This window comes from Psychrobacter sp. FME5 (genome assembly GCF_014861375.1).
Classification (GTDB): domain Bacteria; phylum Pseudomonadota; class Gammaproteobacteria; order Pseudomonadales; family Moraxellaceae; genus Psychrobacter.
Genome location: NZ_RRYX01000009.1, coordinates 33,578 through 53,022, shown reverse-complemented (window position 1 = coordinate 53,022; position 19,445 = coordinate 33,578). Strand labels below are relative to the sequence as shown.

The window sequence follows — 19,445 nt, the reverse complement described above, 5'->3', positions numbered from 1 at the left end:
GGCTGTCCAAGGCCAGCAGAGCAGAAGCCTTTTTTAATATGTCGCGCTCCATAGTGAGTCGCTTAACCTGCTTACGCAATTCTTGTAGCTCGCGTTGTTCATCCGTTAAAGCGTTGCCGACTTTAGGTGCTTGGCCATTCGTTTCTTGTCGATACTGACTCAGCCATTTCTGCAGGGTGGATTTGCCAATGCCAAGTGAGCTTGCTACATCAGGTATTTTACGCTTATGCTCAGTCACTAAGCTGATGGCTTCAAGCTTGAATTCTCGGGTATATTGATTGCGATTGTTGGTCATACTAGTTTCCTTCTTTGGGTTATTATAACCTCTTAGAAGCTGTCCAATTTTATTATGCCACTACATTGACTGTATTTAGCGCTATCCAGTCCTCACTGATCTGTGAGTCTGCGATGAGCAGCATGCAGACCTTGGGAGTGTCAGACATGGATAAGGCTGCAAGATAACTGTTGATGAAGTGATCAGGACTGCCACTACTATCGGTCAAACTGCCATCTGATTCGTGATCAGGAGTGTTGTCTTCTATGATTATGCTATCGATAGTAAAAGCTTCTGTAGGCAAGGTGAACTCGTAAAGCTGCTCGCTCAAAACGCTTTTGAGTATTGACGCATCTGCCTCTTTAGGGAGACATAAAAATACCGATAGATCGATAGAAGGCCTGCTATCAGGCAGAGCTGGCTCCGTTGCCGATGGGGTGTTTTTGACGATGTAGTGTTGCTGCCACTTTGGATGTGCCTCTATTGCAGCGTTATGCTCGTTTTCAGTCGATAGTGTTGCTGATAGATGCTCTGCGATTAAAAAGATAGTCTCACTGTGAGCATGTAATAAGGCCTGCATGATGGTTTTTACTCGTAAAGTAGCATCAGATGGGACCTCGTCATCATATGTTGTTCGAATAGGATGATCAATATCAGGAATGGGTTTGGTTAATACTGGCATACCGTCGATATCAGATAGTTGGTCGCTTAAGACAGTCAGGTCTTGTTGGTCATTACTGATATCGAGCCAGTTACTGCCTTCTGGTAGGCACACGCTACTTTGAATATACAGGTGATAAGATAAAGGTGGTTGGATAGGCGGAACATTTTCTTCAGACTTATCGGCATTACTGGATGGGTTTTGAGCGCTTTTTTTCCATGTATTGAGCGCAAAAATAAAGCCCATCAATAATACAGGCACTGCGATAAACCATAAGACAATGTTGACTATAGTTAGCTGCTGAGTGTTGTCTGAAAAATACATCCAAGCCAATAATAGATGAATGACTAGTATGGCGCCTAAGATTTGTCGACTATATTTAACGACCGTTTTTTTTATATTCATCGATTATTCTCAACTCAGCTTGTGGAACTAACGAACAACTGATAGGTATTATTGCAGGGTATTCTATGATATTTAGAGCATCGTTGCTACAATAACGCCCTAACTTATCCTGCAATTGTTTATTATTTTTTTTGGTTTTTGTCATTTACATTATGGTCTACCTGATTGCTGTGCTGTTCACTGTGCTTTCTATCGTTGTGATAATCACCTTATTTGATCCGCAGCTATATAGCCGTCTTCGGTACACACTAAAAGGTCGCGTGCGTGCTGTCTCCGGTTGTTATAGATATCCAAATTTATCGACGCTTAATAAAGCTGTAATGAGTGGCTATCGTCATATTAATAAGAGTTTGACCTCCTATCGAAAAAAGAGTTCAGTGGTAACGCTGCTCTCATCATTGATAATTATAACGACAGTGGGCCTATGTTATTTGCTGTTAAACACCCATTCATTGGCTGTCTATCATGCTGATACTGTCGCTTCTAATGCGAATCTACAGGTTAATCAAATACTGTTGGGTGAGCGGTTGAGACCTCCACCTCCACCACCTGAAGATTTGTTTGAACAGTTAGATGCCGAAATTGCCAGTTATCGAGCAGAACAGGTAGATATAGGTTATTGGTCCAATACTAACTCTACTATGTCACAATCTGGCTCGTCTCTACTGAGGGCAGAACCAAACATGGATATTCAGACAATGGATGACACAGCAGTCTACTCAGACGATATCTTGTCATCTCATCTTATCAATGGGCATATTAATATTAAGAATGCCGACCGCAATTGGAAAAAAATGAATTCAGACTTTGTTCAGCGGTTACTGACAGTTTACAAAGTCATGAGCGAGCAGTATGGTTACGATATGGTGCTGCTTGAGGGGTATCGCAGTCCTGTGCGTCAAGCAAGGCTACTAAAAAAAGGCAGTCATGTTACCAAAGCTGGCTCTTACAAAAGCTATCATCAGTTTGGGCTGGCAGGGGATAGTGCGTTTATCAGAAATGGAAAAATTGTCATTAGTGAAAAAGATCCTTGGGCCATGCAAGGTTATAGGCTGTACGGCGAAGTAGCGAAATCTGCTGGCTTGGTTTGGGGTGGTGACTGGAAGATGATGGACTTAGGTCATGTTGAACTACGTAAAAAAGGCGTACTTGGTCGTCCTGATATGGCCGAGATTTTAACCAGTCAATAGCATTACGTTGTTACCAGAGCAGCAGTCATGATAACTCATTGATAAAAGAAACAACCATCCATTGTTTTAACCATTAAATAACGTAGTAGGGCAGATAATTAATATGAATCAAGCAAAAAGGCTGGCAGGCGCAATCGCGATTATGAGTGCATTGTCGGGGGTAATGTTGGTTGGCTGTAGTGCCAAGCCTGAGATAACTGCTACAGGAGAGGCGCCATCAGATGGAGCATCGACATTAGCGGGTAGCTTAAAAAATATAATAGCGGACTCTGATTCTAAAGCGGAGCTAGCAGCGCTTAAGGCACAGCTAAAAATGCAGCAACAGCGTCTTGAGGCTATGAGTGAAGAGCAGCAGTCTTTGCAAGAAGCGCTCAAACGTCAGCGTATTACAGTTGAGGTTCACCCACTGGCTGATGCCAATGCAGGGCGATCAAATAGCGCTACCGCAAGTACAGCGTACATTGCTTTTTTAGAAAACAAAGAGCAATTGGCAGATATAGAAACACTTGCTTCTAAAGAGTTTAGCGTAATTCCTAATCGTCAGAATAATGTAACGTTGTCTATTCCCCAGGGCATGGATTTTATTGCTATTAAGCTCAATCTAAGATACACAAAAAAGCGTTCACAGTTTGTGATCCCGTTAAGTAGTCTAGATTTTGATACCCCCCTGACTCTCAATATTGGTGCGTGTGATGTGAATATTACCTCAGGAGTCAATCCTGAGCTTGCACCTGACTTTACCCAAAAACTTAATTATTATCAGCAACCATTGGTCAGCTGTTTGTAGGAGATTATTGTGAGCAAACATAATGTATTGTGGGGCGAGGGTTTGTTTTTACGTCCTCAGCACTTTCAAATGCAGGACAGTTATCACCATGCTCAGCGTGCGCTTACTATGTCAATTACGCACCCTTATACTTATGGTATCGTAGGTATACAGATGGACGAGCAGTTATTAGATAGTAATATACTAGCGGCTGAGCATATATTCTGCATACTGCCAGATGGTACGATATATCAAGCACCGCGTACTGATTTGCTGCCAAAGCCACTTACGCTTGAAGGTCAAGACCTTGGTGATGAGCTATATGTCTATTTAAGCTTAGAGATCATACAAAACAATGGCAGTAATATCCAAGGCTCAAGTAATGACAATCCGACAAGATACAGCAAAGAGACCATTGAGGCGTCGGATTTATATACTCAGGCCGCACCCGCCATGATTGATGTGGTCAAGCTCTCACCAAGCTTGCAAATAAACGGTACTAACCAGCCGCCAAGCCAAGACACGATCTCGCTACTGATAGCCAAGCTTGAGAGAACCACACAAGGCATGTATCAAGTGGATTCCGACTATATCGTGCCAAGTCTACATATCAAGAGCAACCCTGCTTTGCTCAGTCAGCTGTATCGCTTGATGACCATGATAAACACTAAATCAACTGCCTTATATGATCACCATCGGCAGACCAGTAATGATTTGCTAGAGTTTCGTGCTGCTGATATTGCTTCTTTTTGGTTGTTGCATGCGCTCAATACGTCCTACTCTCAGCTTAGCCATCTGTATAACCAGCCAAAGCTACATCCAGAACGTCTCTATGAAGCACTGTTAAATGTGGCCAGTCAGCTTGCTACATTTAGTTCATTGTATAAAGTGAGTAGCCTACCACAATACCAGCACGATAATGCTCATGAGGCTTTTACGAGTATTATCACGATTATCCGTGAGCTGCTAAACACCGTTATTGCCAGTAATTTTGTCTCAATTCCACTACAGCAAACCCGACCTTCTTACTATACTGGTGAGCTTAGCGGCGATAAGATCACACGCAGTGCTCAGCTTTATTTGTCAATCAGTTCCTCTATACCTATGCATGAGCTGATTAATTTGGTCCCAAGACGCTTTAAGGTTGCCACGCCTGATGCTGTAGAAAAGCGAGTCTTATCAGCATTGCCCGGATTGCCGATTTCTCATATTACTCAAGTGCCAAGTGCCATACCTGTCAGGCCAGGTTTTAGTTATTTTATGATTGAGCCATCAGGAGAGTTGTATGATGAGATGATGAAATCTGAATCGATTTGTATTTATGTGCCCAATGGTTTTGATGATCTAAAAATTGAACTGATGGCTATTATTTAGCCTAACTTTATCATTTGATAGCTCTATTATTCAGATACACTTTATAAGGCTAAAGCACTATGTCAACAAACCAATTCCCTCCAGCTGTTCCTTCTTTGCTCGACTCCGGTGAGGTTGCGTCTACTGTTTCAACAGATGGTCTAGACAAACGTCTCAGTAGTCAGTCATTAATTGATATAATGTATGACGGGTTTTACTTGGTTTTTTTGCTACGCAATGGCTATTTTAGTAACGAGCCTACAGGTTTTCGTCAAAAGATATATGATTTTTTGAACAAGTTTGAGAGTAGTGCAAGAAAAAAAGGGTTTTTGTCTGAGGATGTCTATGAGGCAAAATATGCATATTGTGCTTTAATTGATGAGACCATCATGACCTCACAAGAGCCTGAGTTTCAGTCCTTAAAAAATGCATGGGAGCTAAACCCTTTACAGTTAGATTTATTTGGTTCGCAAGTAGCAGGTAATGAGTTTTTTGAACGCCTAGATCATCTGAGAGAGCAAGGTGAGAAAAGACTGGCATCATTAGAGGTATATCATTATGCCATGTTGCTTGGCTTTCAAGGTAAGTATCGGTTAGAAGCCCCTGAAAAAATTCGCTATCTCATTTCTAGACTAGGCGATGAGATTGAGCATTTACGTGGTAATAAAAACGAGTTTTCTCCGTTTTGGGCGATTCCTGATCAAATCAAACATACTTTGACAAGTGAGACACCCTTATGGGTGATCGTGGCTGTGTTGGTCACATTGTTGACGGCAATTTTTTCTACAATGTGGTACTTATCCAACCAAACGACAAACAATCAAATAGTAGCCTACAGTCAAGTCATTCAAGAAAACAAAGAACAGGCACATATTTCAATATTTTTGCCATAACCTATATAGCGAAAGCCAGATCGTTTGGCCGTTTTGAGGCAATGTGATGATATGTTGTCGCTTGACAGATAACGTCTTGCTTTTGCAATATTTGCTGACCGCAAAAAACAATCCAAGATTAAAAACACCCGTCAAGACTTAATCCATAAATTTACCAATAAATTAGTCAAAGCCAACAGCCTAATCGTTGTTGGAAAGATTAAATCAACATCATTCACTTCATCCAAACTGGCCAAATCCGTCTATGATGCTGGTTGGTTTGAGATTAAGCGGCAACTGGATTATAAATGCGCGAACGCAGGTTGCCACTATATCGAAGTCAATGAAGCGTACAGCACCCAAACCTGATCAAATTGCGGCTCCCGCCAAGACAGTCCGAAAGGTAGAGAAGGTCTTGGTATAAGAGAGTGGTTTTGTCGTTCTTGTAAAACGACCCATAATAGAGATGTTAATGGAGCAAAAAACATTCTCGCGGTCGGGCTTGGCCGTCTTTAGTAGGAATCCCCTCCGTTTAGGGAGGGGAGGAAGTCAAGGTGCTCTGCATGTTTGAACACCGTCATAAAACTTATAAAGGATAAATTATGCATATCACGGCAAATTTCGATGCAGGTAATATCGATATTATCAATACACAAAATAAAGACGACATTCAATTGGCGATTCGACCAGACGAGGGGGGCGAATTTTTTCAGTGGTTTAATTTTCGCCTAACAGGTCAGGCAGGTGAGCAGTACACTTTAAATATCGTCAACGCAGGGGAGGCCTCATACGTTGCAGGGTGGGAGAACTACCAAGCAGTTGCTTCGTATGATAGGGAGTATTGGTTCCGTCTGCCTACCACTTATAAAGACGGCAAGTTGACTATAGTGGCAGACTTGGAATATGACAGTATTCAAATTGCCTATTCTGCTCCATACAGTTATGAGCGTCATCAAGACCTGCTGGCGGCTGTCCAAACGCACCCATTGGTAGCGTTGGAGCATCTGGGCGAGACCCTTGATAAGCGTGATTTGACGTTAGTAAAAATCGGTAATGGTGATAGCAGTAGTGAAACGCATAAACACAGCATTTGGATTACCGCTCGCCAGCATCCCGGCGAGACGATGGCAGAGTGGTTGGTTGAGGGGCTGATATATGCGTTGCTAGACAGCGATAATGCCACTGCCAAGCAGCTATTAGAAAAAGCCGATGTCTATATCGTGCCAAATATGAACCCCGATGGTAGTGTGCGTGGACATCTACGGACCAATGCTGCTGGTACCAACTTAAACCGCGAATGGTTTAACCCAAGCTTGGACAAAAGCCCTGAGGTCTTTTATGTAATCAATAAGATGGAGGAGACTGGCGTTGACCTCTTTTATGATGTGCACGGCGATGAAGCGTTGCCATATGTGTTTTTAGCCGGCTCACAGGGTACGCCAAGCTATAATGATCGTCTGGCACATTTGCGTGATAGATTCTCAGAGGTGTTAAAGCTTGCTTGTGCAGATTTTCAGTCTGAATATGGCTATGAGATCGACGCACCAGGCACCGCAAATATGACCGTCGCTACCAATTGGGTAGCCGAGCATTTCGATTGTCTGGCCAATACGTTGGAGATGCCTTTTAAAGACAATGATAATAGCCCTGATGCAGTGACAGGCTGGTCGCCTGAGCGTTCTATGAGGCTGGGTGAGGCATCGTTGGTTGCGATGTTGGCAGTCGTCGATGATTTACGCTAGTTTTAAAAATCTAGCCACCGATACTGTTTGAGTCTTCAATATCTCTTGTTATTACTATCTAAAAATAGCGCCTACAAGGGCGCTATTTTTTTGTCAAAAAAAAGAGAACAATAATAAAGCGGTAATGTAAATACTGCCCTTATTGAGATTATTATCAAGGCTTTTTCATCGAAGTGTCATAACTGACCGATACACTGCTGAGCTGCACAAGACAAGTAATTTAATAAATGACGATTAAATAGACAGTCATTTAAATAGACAGTAAGTGACTAGGTGAGTGAATATGTTAGAGCTGAGACAAGTGACAAAAAAATATGAGGACAAGGTAATATTTGAGGATCTTTCACTCAGGATAAATAAGGGTGAGATAGTGTCCATCTTAGGGCCATCTGGCTGTGGTAAGACCACTTTATTGCATATGATTTTGGGGTTGACCGACATCAATGGCGGCCGCATCGCCTATAACGGCGAGGACATTACCCGCGTCTCCATGAGGCAAAGAGGCTTTAATATCGTCTTTCAGGACTATGCGTTATTCCCCAACCTGAGTGTCAAACAAAATATCGAATATGGTCTGCGTAACAATCTGAATATGAGCACACAACAAGAAGTCGATGAACTGGTCGACTTGCTCGACATCAAAGCCCATCTAAATAAGCGTATTCATCAGTTATCTGGTGGTCAAAAGCAGCGTGTCGCGCTGGCACGTACATTGGTGATGAAGCCAAAGATACTGTTATTAGACGAGCCGTTATCGGCACTAGATGGAGTAATTAAGGAAACCGTCAAAGCGCGCATTCGTGAGATTGCCGTGCGCTATCAGCTGACTACCTTGATCGTCACCCATGACCCCGAAGAGGCGATGACGTTATCGGATCGTATCCTACTGCTATCAGAAGGCAAGGTGGCGCAATTTGCTGAACCCGCTGAAACCATACACAACCCTGCCAATGATTTTGTCACCAACTTCATTCTTAATCAGCTCAATATCAAACGCCGCAATATCTTAAGCTTATTTGCTGATGGTCTCTCTGAAACCGACCCGCTGAGTAAATACACGCAAACTCAAAACTATGGCCATCATGAGGCTGATATTAGCTCCCGTCCTACAGACTCTCATACTCTCACCGCTCATGATAAGCAACAGTCAAAAAACGCGGTAAAAGGCTAAGCTGATAAAAGCCTGTAGTAGATAATGACAATTATTTAACAAAGACTAAAAACTAGGTATGACATGGGTTTAAAGGGCTTGAGGTAATGCGAGGTTATGTATAAATACAATGATTGGCGCGCCCACCAAGACTCGAACTCGGATCGATCGCTTAGGAGGCAACTGCTCTATCCTGTTGAGCTATAGGCGCATAATGGAGTGCTATTGTAAAAAAAAGCACTTATAAAAGCAATCAGTAATAGATAAATAAATAAAGAGGTTTTGGTTTACTTACCATTGCTCAGGGCATCAGCGATATTGACTGAGTCATCATCTGGTGCTTTTTTTGTACGTGATGTCGGATTAAATAGGTCATCTACACTGTTTTGGTAGCCATCAATATTATGGTAATTATACTTTTTCAATATGCTTTGTCCTGTACTTGAAAGGAGAAAGTTGCGAAAATTAACGGCGATAGTATTGTCTGTCAGAATAACACCTTCCAGTGCTTGTTCGTCCTTCAAAGCATAGTTGAAAGAGTTTAGGGTACGAGATTCTGTGTTATCGCGCTCGGTATCCTGCGTCTTATCATTGATATCACTATTACTTTCATCAACAGTAGAGCCCTCGGCAGCACGGTCATTGTTATTTGCTTTGGTTTGATGGTTTTTATCTTGAGCGGCTGTTAGCTTTGTTTGTAGTGGTGCAAGACGTTCAGTAGATAGGTTGCCGTCAGCGATAATCATGTCTGTACTAACCAGAAACTCAGAGCGCTCATTATTAGTGAAAGCATCACTTGATAATGTCAAAAGGGCAGTAGAGGCTACATAGTTTGTTATAACGTCCACATGAGGATAACGAGATTCGAAACCGACGATTACATCATCCAACGGACCTTGTAGGTTTTCTTCCGCTTGAATATGTAGGGTGCTTTTAGAGTCGGTGCTTTTATCATCGTTCATTCCAGCAGTTGCACTGTCATTTTCACTCGCCATAATAGGTAACGGATCTGCATTTTTACGATTGCTACTCCATAACCAAGTAAAGATAGCGATAAAGATTACTAATAGTAGTAAAATTAGCCCAGCCAGTAGCAGCTTGTAGTCTTTCATATATTACCGTTCTTTTTTTGGTTTACTTGATATGGGAGTCAGTTATTGTATTAGAGCTAGAGCTTGCTTTACAACTTTCGATGCAAGACTTCATCGGCTAAATCTGCCAGCATATCTGCAAAAATATCGGTTGCGCCGGTTGCGACAGGCATGGCTTTTTGCTTAGCACTTTTACGATTATTGGTATCATTGTTATTTATAGGAGTAGCTGGGTAGTTTGAGGGCGAGATAGGTTGAATGTCAATCGCTTTTGCCGCTTGATGCGCTGCTAAGGGCGATTGATTGGTCGTCAGCTTGTCTTTGAGCCATTTAAAACCATGTGCTTCCCACCATGCCTCAAACCGAGGTAACGTGCTGCCACGTACGGCGGCAGGCAGGTTCAACGTCCGTAATTTCTGTGCTAAAACAGGATCGCTAATGGCTTGGTGAATACTGAGGTAGAGTCCACTGCTATCATCCGTATAAGGCTTTCTGTTTTGCCATGATCGATCATCGATTTTCATACGTGGCAATTGCCACAGCTCACCACGATAGTATACAACATATAAACGTCGTTTCGGATGAACAAAGATGGCATCAATGGGACGCAAGGGCATAGTGTTTAAGTATCTCGTTGATAAAAGAATAAAAAAGAGGCAATGGTTAAATAAAAATCGTCACTGTTTTTTTAAATGATGAATCAAGACGACAGTAATTGTCGCAAGGTATTGTCATGCTAGTATCTATACTAGTAAACGATTCTTATCGGTGGCACACTGATAATTGTTATTGAAGGGGGAGCACCGCTTATCATTGCTATTACAGACTTAGATTCATTATCCTAGCAGAAACGCATAGCAGTCACGACCGCGAAACATGGATTGCTCAGTGTTGTCTGTCGTCTTTTTTATTTATAGCGCATGTGCATAGATGAGTTTTACTAATTTTTAATTTATCAAACCAATATTTATTGATGACACTCTTTCACTACCTCAATCAGACCATTAATCAGATCACTATTTATGTTTACCATTATTCAGTCGCACCGCACCGAGCACCTAGTTGAGCAGTTACTTAACGCTTATCAATCTAAAAACCTGCCTATATTTGAAGAGTTTATTGTCATTGTGCCATCGATGGTGCTGGGCGATTGGTTAGATAAATCCATTGCCAGCCAAGCAGGCATTAGCACCTTGGTTACCACAAAGTTTTGGGGGCAGTATCAATGGACGTTGATGCAAAAGGTATTGGCTGAGCACAATGTTTGGTTAGAAGCCAATCAACGTTCGCAAGAGGTTTTGACCGTGCCAGAAGTAGCGGTATTGACTGGGGCTGTGATGCAATGGCGACTGTTTGGTTACTTCACTTATTATCAAGCACAAATTATGGCGGATGATAAGCACCCTTTATACCCATTATTATCGGCATTACTGGATGAAGAAGCAGATCGTAGTCAGCAAGATGTGCGGTTGTGGTCATTAGCGACAGACTTTTCACGAGTATTCAGCCGTTATTTGACCCATCGTGAGGATTGGTTGACGTTATGGTCTGATAATAAATCGGTTGATGTAGAGCTGCTTGTGGCCGAAAAAGACAAGCTAACGATGGAGTTTGATAAATACGCTGGCATCACGCCTGATTGGTTGGTGGCGCATTATACGGAGCTTGAAGTCGCCCAACGTCACTTATGGCGTTTGTTATTTGCCTCGGTATATGAGCATCGCGCCTCGATTGAGACGCGTTTCTGGCAAATTATGGCCAAAGATAAAGCCAATAGCGGGGTAGATATCAAGGCGATACTGCCAACGCAACTGCATATTTTTACCATTCAGCAATTACCCCAAAACGAGCTCAATTTCTTGCAACGTTTATCAACTTACCTTGATATCACTTTATTACATTACAATCCGTCGCAACTGTTTTGGGCAGATATCGTTGATAAGCAGTGGTTACAACGTCAGCAAGTGATCAACCCTGACAGTGTGTTTTTACGAGATTATGGGCACACGCTATTGTCACGTTTGGGTAAGCAATCGCGTGAGACTTTTGCCATGCTGGCGAGCTTATCAGGTAATGAAGAGTCAGATAACTTTAAGCTCGATTGGCAAGATAAGTTTGATGTCGATTATCCGCAGGCAGAAAGAACTCAATCCGGACAGCCCTTAAGCCTGCTTGCGCACTTGCAGCAAGATGTATTGATGCTCGATGAAAGCGCGACACAAAAAACCACTGCTGGGCGCTTAAGTGCCGCGCTTGGTACGCAAGTGCAATCGGATAGTCATAACGCTTCAGAAAATAAAGCTATTAACGATAATAATAGCCTAGGTAATAGTAATGATTCCGACTTATGGTTTAGCGACAATACTCTAAAAGGCAAACGCTATGAGCAGCCGCGTCATTGGCAACTCTCGCAATACGATAATAGCCTAAGTATTCATTCTTGCCATAATTTACAGCGCCAGCTTGAAGTGCTGCGCGGCATGATTGGACGCTGGCTAAACGAGGCAAATGAAGATGGTAGCACACGCCATTTGTCTGATATCGTTGTACTTCTCCCTGATGTCGATCGTCATCACGAGCTGATTAACTCAGTGTTTGTTAATGGAGAAGGGCAGGATGGTCTGACGCTACCGGCTAAAGTCACGGGTGTGGTTGATAAGTCGATTCGCCAGCTATGGGAAGCAATACGCGGCTTTTATGGGTTATTAGGCAGTGAAAGCGCACGTTTTGAAGCGGCTGAAGTTTTTGATTGGCTGATGCTGCCACCACTTTATGAAAGCCTTGGCTTAACGCATGAGCAGATGAGCCGAGCCTGTGACTTATTAGAACAAGCAGGATTTGTACGTGGCTTTGATGAAGCTCACTTGCAGCAAACACTTGATACAGATGACTATGATTACCGCTTTAGCTTTGCCCATGCTTTGGATAAAGTCGCGCTAGGTTTGATCATGCCAGAAGCGAGTATCAGCGATTGTCTGTATCCTGAACATTGGCAAGATAATGTACTGGCAGAAAAAACCGTGCCCATATCTGCCATCAGCTTGGCGGATGCTGCGATTATTGAAGCACTATGTCGTGTCTATAGCGGCTTACATCATTGCCGTTACGAGTTTCAAGCCCGCTATAATGCTGAGAATTGGCTCAATAATATTGAGAACCATATTATTCATCCGTACTTTGGTGTCCTTGATCAGACGCGTCCGATGCGTGCTATTTTTAATGCGATGAATGGTTTTAAGAGTAGTTTGCGCGCCAACCGTCATTATCAGCGCTATCATGCTGAGGATATGAATTCTACGACGATAGATAGTACAGCGACTCCATTAGAACTTGAAGCCAGCCAAGTTGAATCAAAACTATCGCAAGTCAGTAATTTGCCTTTAAAGCTCAGCTTTATGCTCGATAGTATTGAAGACGAACTTGAGAGTCAGCAGGTCAGTGCGGAACCGACAGGCGTGATTACCTTCGGGCGTTTTGGTGCACTGCGTAACGTACCGTTTGGGTTGGTTGTTATGCTCAATATGGACTTGGCGGAGTTTCCCAATCGTGACCATGACAACCGTTATGATTTGATGAAATCTGGGCTGGCACGTCGCGGTGATAGATTTAGTGAAGATGACGATAATGGCGCGTTTTTAGATGCGCTGCTGTGTGCTCGCAATGCCTGCTGGATTTTTTATAATGGCCAGCGTCTTACCGATACTCACGAACACTTACCCGCCAACCCAGTGAGTGAGTTACTACAGTTTTTAAAAGGTGAGGTTCAGTGGCAGTGGGACCCTTTAAAAACCGAACAACTTAAAAATCAATCATCAACGATTATTGAAGAGCAACAATCAGCATTGGCAGCGCAAGTACAGCGTTACCTGCCCAAGCTTATCGAGCAGTGGTTGGTCACTCATCATCCAGCGCTACCCTTTGCCCAAGAAGTGTTTGTGCAGTCAGAAACGCTTAATGAGCAAGCAGCGAGTGGTTCATTTGATGGTGTTTCATCTGGCTCAACGGCTGATGAAGATGCTGGTCAAGCACTAATAAACTTACTTACGCGTGCTATGCAAAAAGAAAAAGCCTATCAGCAAAGTACCAATGCTCCAGCACGGGTGTGGCATGAAGTGTTTGAGCGTTTGCAGTCTCAAGATGACGGTGCCATATCAACTGTTAAAGTTAATCTGCCCAGTCAAGAGGACTATGCCAATATTGCTCAGCGTATTGTATTAGACAATGTATTAGACAATGCAACTGTACAAGGGATAGATGAGCGCTTTGAAATCAGCCAAGTAGATATGCAGTATCTGCACTACCAAGTGCGTCATCCCGCTAAGCATTTTTTACGAGAACAGCAAGTACATGTGGTATTGCCTGAAGATGAGATGGTGCACCAAGAGCCATTATCGTTGTCAGGCCTAAGCGCTTATGAGGTAAATAAGCAGCTACTCGATGAGTTAAATAAAGACAGTGACGTTGAAGGTAGCAGCGCAGACAATCACACCACGCACTCTGTAAGCAAGCTATTATACGATCCAGTGATGCCAGCTGGTGTGGCACGTCAGTCAACTCTGCAGTATCAACAGCTTAAATTACAACAGCAGTGTCGAGAGTTTGCCGAACAACTATCAGCATTAGGTATAGATACTCATCGTAGTGGTAATAATGCCCTACTAACTCCTTGTACTGAGATTATGACCACGGTTGCCGCACCAGATATCAATCTGCAAGGGAGGCTGCAAGTGAAAGGTATGATACCAGTAGAGGCGCTTACTACTAATTATAACTCGGAAGACGGCTCCTCCTCACCTGAGCTGTGGCTAAACATCTTGCCCAATAGTGCGCGTACCCAGTATTTACTGCGCTTTTGGTTGTCACATGTCTACTGGCAGGTCGCGCGGCGTACTACCGAGGTGCAAGTTGCTGCTGGCGATGGTAGAAGCATTTGGCGTTTTAATAAAGGCAGCGATGAGTACAAGAAATTCAAGGGAAAAACCACGTTTGAGCTTGCACCTATTGCCTATGACATTGCCTTGGCTGAGCTTCTTAAATGGGTGAGGTTTGCGCATATGGCTGGCAAGATACCCATGACTGTATTACCTGTTCATGCGCTTTCTTACCTTGACAAGGTCAATGATGCCAAAGCAAAAGATTTAGATTATCAGCCTAAACCCAGTGATTTTGAAAATTGGTTATGGCCAAGTTATAACAGCGACGTTATATATGATAGCTGCTCACAGCATGAGATATGGCAATATATCCTTTATAAGCAAGACGCCTTTACTAAATTAAAAGACGCTCTGCCAGCATTAGCCCAGCCTTTATTTGGTGCAATGGATGAATCCTTACAAGCGCTATAAGGCAGTCTGTTTTTATTAGTAAATAATAATGATGTTAATAGTAAGATTTTGAACAAGTGATTTTTTATGGATCAATATAACAACGCTAACAATACTGCTCATGACTTAGAGAATGTCGGTCATACCTATAGTGGGGATTATAATAATGATTATGGCCATACTAGCCCTGCTAATTTAGCGAATGATTTAACTCAAAACAATGCTAATAAGTCGGAAGAACCACCTGCGATTCGTATCAAATTAAACGGTCAGTATCTGATAGAAGCGTCGGCAGGTACAGGTAAGACATGGACCTTAACCGGTATTGTGCTGCGATTATTAATCGAAGCCAAACGTGCGCCTGAGCATATTATTGCCACCACCTTTACTCGTGCCGCTGCTGCTGAGATGCGCCAGCGTATCCACGACCGTTTGGTTGATTTTTATCAGCTTTTACAGTGGCTCAATAACGTCCAGGCAAATCCAGAGACTCATCACATTCTCTACCCGCAGCTTACGGTAACTCATACTAAAAATGATACTCGAGCGGCGAATGCAGAGCCGTTAGACCAAGAGTTATTAATCAAAGAATCATTAATCAAAGAGTCGTTGGATAAAAAGCCAGCGGACAAAAAAGTAAGCCCAGAGCAAAGGCAGCTACGTAAAGAGTGGTTAGAAAAAAAGGCTCAGTTGTCAGGTAATGCAGATCTAATGGCTGACCCTATCAATAGTTACTTGTTGACCTATCTATTAGACCATACCGAAGATTACCCATTGGCTGATGCCATGAGACGCTGCGCTCTGGTGCTAACCACACTCGATAAGCTGTTTGTTGGTACTTTAGATAGCTTGTCACAAAAATGGCTGTCTGAGTATAGTGCTGAGACCGGGCACCAGCAAGGCATGCAAATCAGCGACCAAGAGCAGATAGTGATAGAAAGCATTATTCATGATGCTGTACGTGCCCATCACAGCTATTTGTATAACCACCAGCCTGAGATTTATCAATTATTGCAGCATACCAACCGCTTGACGGCGCCTGCCGATCATATTGGCGTTGCCCAAAAATCACTCCAATTTATCTCAACGCCCATCGAAGATGTCGAAATGGGTGAGGAGATAGACTTTGTTGCTTATCAGCAGGCACTAGAAGCTTTTAAGCAGTGTGACTTAAAGGATATCGAACCGTATTTTGATAAAGATTATCGTAAAGCACAAGGCTTCAATGCCCGAGCTAGCATTGGCACAAGAGCAGAGACGATATTCAGTATCAGGTCTGCTGTCGAACAGTATGATAACGCTTTCTTTGCCAATTTAGATGAAGATGCGCAAAAGTTTTATGAGGCAGTGCCTTATGTTTTTTTGAGTAAGGATGATGGCGGTAAAGGCTTTAATACAGGTAAAGAAGAGCAGCGTCTTGCTTTTATTAATCTTGAAAGCATGCAGGCATTAAGAGCGATACAAGAATATGCCAATCAGATAGAGATGTATCTTGACGCGCTTATAGAAAACCTTAATCGTGACATCGCATTGAAGGTGCGCCAAAAACTCCCATCGATATTAGAAGCACGCCGTGAGACGACTTTTGCCTTACAAATGGTACGCCTAAATCAAGCGCTAGCAGGTAAGCAAGGTGAGCGGCTGGCACGTTATATTCGTCATCATTATCCTGTGGCCTTGATTGATGAGTCGCAAGATATCAATGGTGAGCAAGCGCGCATGATTGAGCGCATTTACTTGTCTAAAAATGCTGACAGTAATAAAGATAATGCTAATCAAAGAGGCAGTCGCGGCTTCTTATTGCTCGTCGGTGATCCAAAACAAGCGATTTATGGTTTTCGTGGTGGTGATGTTGCCAACTATAACGCCATGAAAGCCAAGTTTGCTAAAGATACTATTATGAGCTTGGATATCAATCGGCGCTCTAATGAGCGTTTGATTACCGCCTTAAACCATTGGTTTGGTAGACCAGCTCCTGTAGCGGATTCACAAGATGTTGGTTTTGACAAAGCCAGTCAGTTAGCGCAGTTGGGTAAGAGTATCTACTACCAGCATATTACAGCGGCAAATACCAATCCGCGACTCTCATGGCAAATATCTGCAGAAAGACGAGTAAAGGCGTCATCAGCAAATTCGGATGTTTTATCTAGCAGCCCTGTTAGTGTGATTCATCTGCCGTATGATAAACAAGCCAAGTACGATGCGTGTGAGCTCACTGCCTTACATATCGCCGCGTTGCTGGCAAGTCAGCAAACCATCGAAGGGCGACCGATTAAACCAAATGATATAGGCGTATTGGGACGACGTAAGCATGAGCTAAAACAAGTCGAGGTCATGCTCAGTAAGCTTGGCGTACCGACTTTAGAGACTGCAGAAAAAAACGTCTTTGATACGCCTATCGCCGCTGATTTGGCGGCTTTATTAGAAGCAATGCTACGGCCCCATCGCCGAGACATCATTAATCGTGTATTGACCAGTAACTTTTATCAGATGAGTTTGAATGACGTACAGGTATTGATGTCAAGTGATGAAGCTGATGCTGACCAAGCAGAGATAGAAGATGACAGAGCGAGCATAGAAAAAGAAATAGATACAGAGCAAGCAGAATTAAAACAGCGTTATCAAGACTTCCAGCTGTACTTAAAGACCGCCGCATCATATTGGCAGCACAACGGGATTTTATCGGCATTGCATTACCTGTTTGGTCGCAATCCTATGGTTAGCCAAAATACTCGACAAGCTGATAGACAAGCAAAGAATCAAAACGTTTGGGTCGGTCTAGCTGACCTAGAAGACGGTGCGCGCTATTTGATGGATTTGCGTCATTTGCTCGACATTTTGGCGCAGCACGGCATGCATATCGGAGAGTATGAGCTACTGGCATGGTATAAGAAGAACATGCATAGCAGTCGCACGCCTGAATGGGCACAGCAGCAGCCATTACCGACTGAGTCAGGTGTGCAGCTGATGACCATTCATAAGTCTAAAGGGCTTGAGTTCCCAATTGTCTATGTCGTTGGTATGGATGGCGCCAGTCCCAAAGCTGGTGGTCGTAGCAATCATAATTTGTTTTTATACGACCATGACGTTCATGACATTGAGGCAGATAAGACAGAGCGCTGTTTATCTGCCAGTAAAGGCAAGCCGCATAGTAAGTCTGCTAAGGGTGAAACACCCACAGACTATTACGCCCAATTTGAAACCACTGAAAACTATGAAGAGCTCAGACGGCTGGGTTACGTTGCCTTTACACGTGCCAGTGAGCAGTTATATATGGTACTCAAGGACAGCTATAATAAAACGGATGCTGAGCGTAAGCCAAGCTTACAATGGCTAAGCTGTGAAGATCATAAGTTTGTACTACCAGACAGACTAAAGCCCTATATTGGCTGGCTAGAATATGCCGCTGTTGAGCCCGCTGCCGAAGAGGTTGTGAATAGCAAAGCTTCTAAGAAATCCGATATTAATGAACCTACTTTGATTGCTGATACGGGGTTACGCATCGATTATCAAGGTGCGTATGCACAGTTACAACGCAACTCATTTAAAGGTTGGGCTAAGACCAGCTTTACCGCACTATCGCGTCAGCTGAATGAGCAGAGCCAAGCATTGGCTGTTTTCGATGATGGGGTAGAGGATGATTTAGACCTGACTGATAGTATGAACTTAGCATCTAAGTATCTAGATGGTAGCGAGTCGCAGCAGGATTCACAGAATGGCGGTAATGCTATTAATCCAATCACCAGCGATGACATTCGATTTCGTTTTGTCAAAGGTGCTAATGCTGGTACATTTTTGCATGAAGTTTTTGAAAGGATAGACTTTACAGATAACAGCAAATGGTCAGTGATTATTGATCAAAGCATTCGTCAGTATCAGTTGCCGATAAGCTATGCCAGCGCCACTTCGCAACAACGCCTACAGCCAGACAATACGATGTCTTTAGAGTTGGGTGCCGATGGTGTTCAGTCAGAGTCAGATGAAGCCCGTCAGTTAGGTGTTGCCCATGATCAATTAATATCATGGGTAGAAGATGTGTTGGCAGCACCGTTATTAGCCTCTGGTCAGGCTTTGCAGGAAATACCGGCTAGGCAGCGTATTGCAGAGCTTGGCTTTAATATGGGGCTGTCAGAAGATTTTACGCCTGAACATATCAATCAAATATTTACACAGTATTTACCCGACGAGCCAGAAAAACACATTGAGCTTTCCCCGCAGTTTTCTAACCATATTTATCGTTATTTACGTGGTGAGATTGATCTTGTATACGAGTGCGCTGGCAAGTTTTATGTAGTTGATTATAAAAGTAACTATTTAGGAAATAGCCTAAGCAATTATAATGGCGACAATCTAAGTGCAGCCATGAATAAAGCAGGCTACTGGTTACAAGCCGCCATTTATCAAGTGGCATTGCATCGTTTTTTACGTTTACGTCTAAAAAACTATGAAGGCAATGAGATGCAATATTTAGGCGCTGTAGAATATGTATTTTTGCGTGGTATTGACTCAACAGGTAGAGAGAACTACGGACGTATTCAGTGGCAAATACCGTTTGAGCTGGTCAACGCATTGGATGAGATGTTCGGTAGCCCCAGTGTCTAGCCGATTAACAGATTA

General features: G+C 43.1%; 12 protein-coding genes, 1 tRNA gene and 1 pseudogene. 9 read left to right on the top strand and 5 right to left on the bottom strand.

Annotated features, from left to right (window positions below):
• Positions 1 to 295 (bottom strand): transposase (locus EI161_RS02820; protein WP_192528937.1); only part of this gene is annotated, 295 nt, incomplete at its 3' end.
• A gap of 52 nt (positions 296 to 347) precedes the next feature.
• A complete protein-coding gene (locus tag EI161_RS02815; RefSeq protein ID WP_192528936.1) occupies positions 348 to 1,340 on the bottom strand; it encodes a hypothetical protein in 993 nt (330 codons plus the stop codon).
• Between the two features lie 527 nt (positions 1,341 to 1,867).
• Between EI161_RS02815 and EI161_RS02810 the strand changes: the two genes are divergently transcribed.
• The 7 genes and pseudogenes from EI161_RS02810 to EI161_RS02780 all read left to right on the top strand — a co-directional run bounded on the left by EI161_RS02810 (position 1,868) and on the right by EI161_RS02780 (position 8,434).
• Positions 1,868 to 2,530, top strand: coding sequence for a M15 family metallopeptidase (locus EI161_RS02810; protein WP_225735194.1), 663 nt, complete (start codon positions 1,868 to 1,870; stop codon positions 2,528 to 2,530).
• Between the two features lie 103 nt (positions 2,531 to 2,633).
• On the top strand, positions 2,634 to 3,317 hold the full coding sequence (locus tag EI161_RS02805) for a hypothetical protein (protein WP_192528935.1): 684 nt from the start codon (positions 2,634 to 2,636) through the stop codon (positions 3,315 to 3,317).
• 9 nt (positions 3,318 to 3,326) lie between these two features.
• Positions 3,327 to 4,670, top strand: a complete 1,344-nt coding sequence (gene tssK, locus EI161_RS02800) for a type VI secretion system baseplate subunit TssK (RefSeq protein ID WP_192528934.1) — start codon at positions 3,327 to 3,329, stop codon at positions 4,668 to 4,670.
• Between the two features lie 59 nt (positions 4,671 to 4,729).
• The gene (icmH, locus tag EI161_RS02795) at positions 4,730 to 5,542 is read left to right on the top strand and encodes a type IVB secretion system protein IcmH/DotU (RefSeq protein WP_192528933.1); all 813 of its coding nucleotides are present in this window, start codon (positions 4,730 to 4,732) and stop codon (positions 5,540 to 5,542) included.
• A gap of 72 nt (positions 5,543 to 5,614) precedes the next feature.
• Positions 5,615 to 6,057 (top strand): annotated as a pseudogene (locus EI161_RS02790) (RNA-guided endonuclease InsQ/TnpB family protein); the annotation flags it as partial.
• Positions 6,058 to 6,123: 66 nt separating this feature from the next.
• Positions 6,124 to 7,263: a M14-type cytosolic carboxypeptidase gene (locus tag EI161_RS02785; RefSeq protein ID WP_192528932.1), complete on the top strand. Its 1,140-nt coding sequence runs from the start codon at positions 6,124 to 6,126 to the stop codon at positions 7,261 to 7,263.
• A 283-nt stretch (positions 7,264 to 7,546) separates the two neighbouring features.
• Entirely contained in the window at positions 7,547 to 8,434 is an 888-nt protein-coding gene (locus tag EI161_RS02780) for an ABC transporter ATP-binding protein (protein WP_192528931.1), read from the top strand.
• Positions 8,435 to 8,548: 114 nt separating this feature from the next.
• Here the strand turns inward: EI161_RS02780 and EI161_RS02775 are convergent.
• The 3 genes from EI161_RS02775 to EI161_RS02765 all read right to left on the bottom strand — a co-directional run bounded on the left by EI161_RS02775 (position 8,549) and on the right by EI161_RS02765 (position 10,121).
• Positions 8,549 to 8,624: transfer RNA gene (locus tag EI161_RS02775), tRNA-Arg, on the bottom strand.
• Between the two features lie 76 nt (positions 8,625 to 8,700).
• Positions 8,701 to 9,525: a hypothetical protein gene (locus tag EI161_RS02770; protein WP_192523137.1), complete on the bottom strand. Its 825-nt coding sequence runs from the start codon at positions 9,523 to 9,525 to the stop codon at positions 8,701 to 8,703.
• Between the two features lie 68 nt (positions 9,526 to 9,593).
• Positions 9,594 to 10,121 (bottom strand): hypothetical protein, encoded by a 528-nt coding sequence (locus EI161_RS02765; RefSeq protein WP_192528930.1) that lies wholly within the window; start codon positions 10,119 to 10,121, stop codon positions 9,594 to 9,596.
• Between the two features lie 405 nt (positions 10,122 to 10,526).
• Here EI161_RS02765 and EI161_RS02760 point away from each other — a divergent pair, with 405 nt between their 5' ends.
• Together EI161_RS02760 and EI161_RS02755 are read left to right on the top strand one after the other, a co-directional pair.
• Entirely contained in the window at positions 10,527 to 14,849 is a 4,323-nt protein-coding gene (locus tag EI161_RS02760; RefSeq protein WP_192523135.1) for an exodeoxyribonuclease V subunit gamma, read from the top strand.
• A gap of 66 nt (positions 14,850 to 14,915) precedes the next feature.
• Complete coding sequence (locus EI161_RS02755) at positions 14,916 to 19,430, top strand: UvrD-helicase domain-containing protein (protein WP_192523134.1); 4,515 nt, start codon at positions 14,916 to 14,918, stop codon at positions 19,428 to 19,430.
• The last annotated feature ends 15 nt before the right edge of the window (positions 19,431 to 19,445 follow it).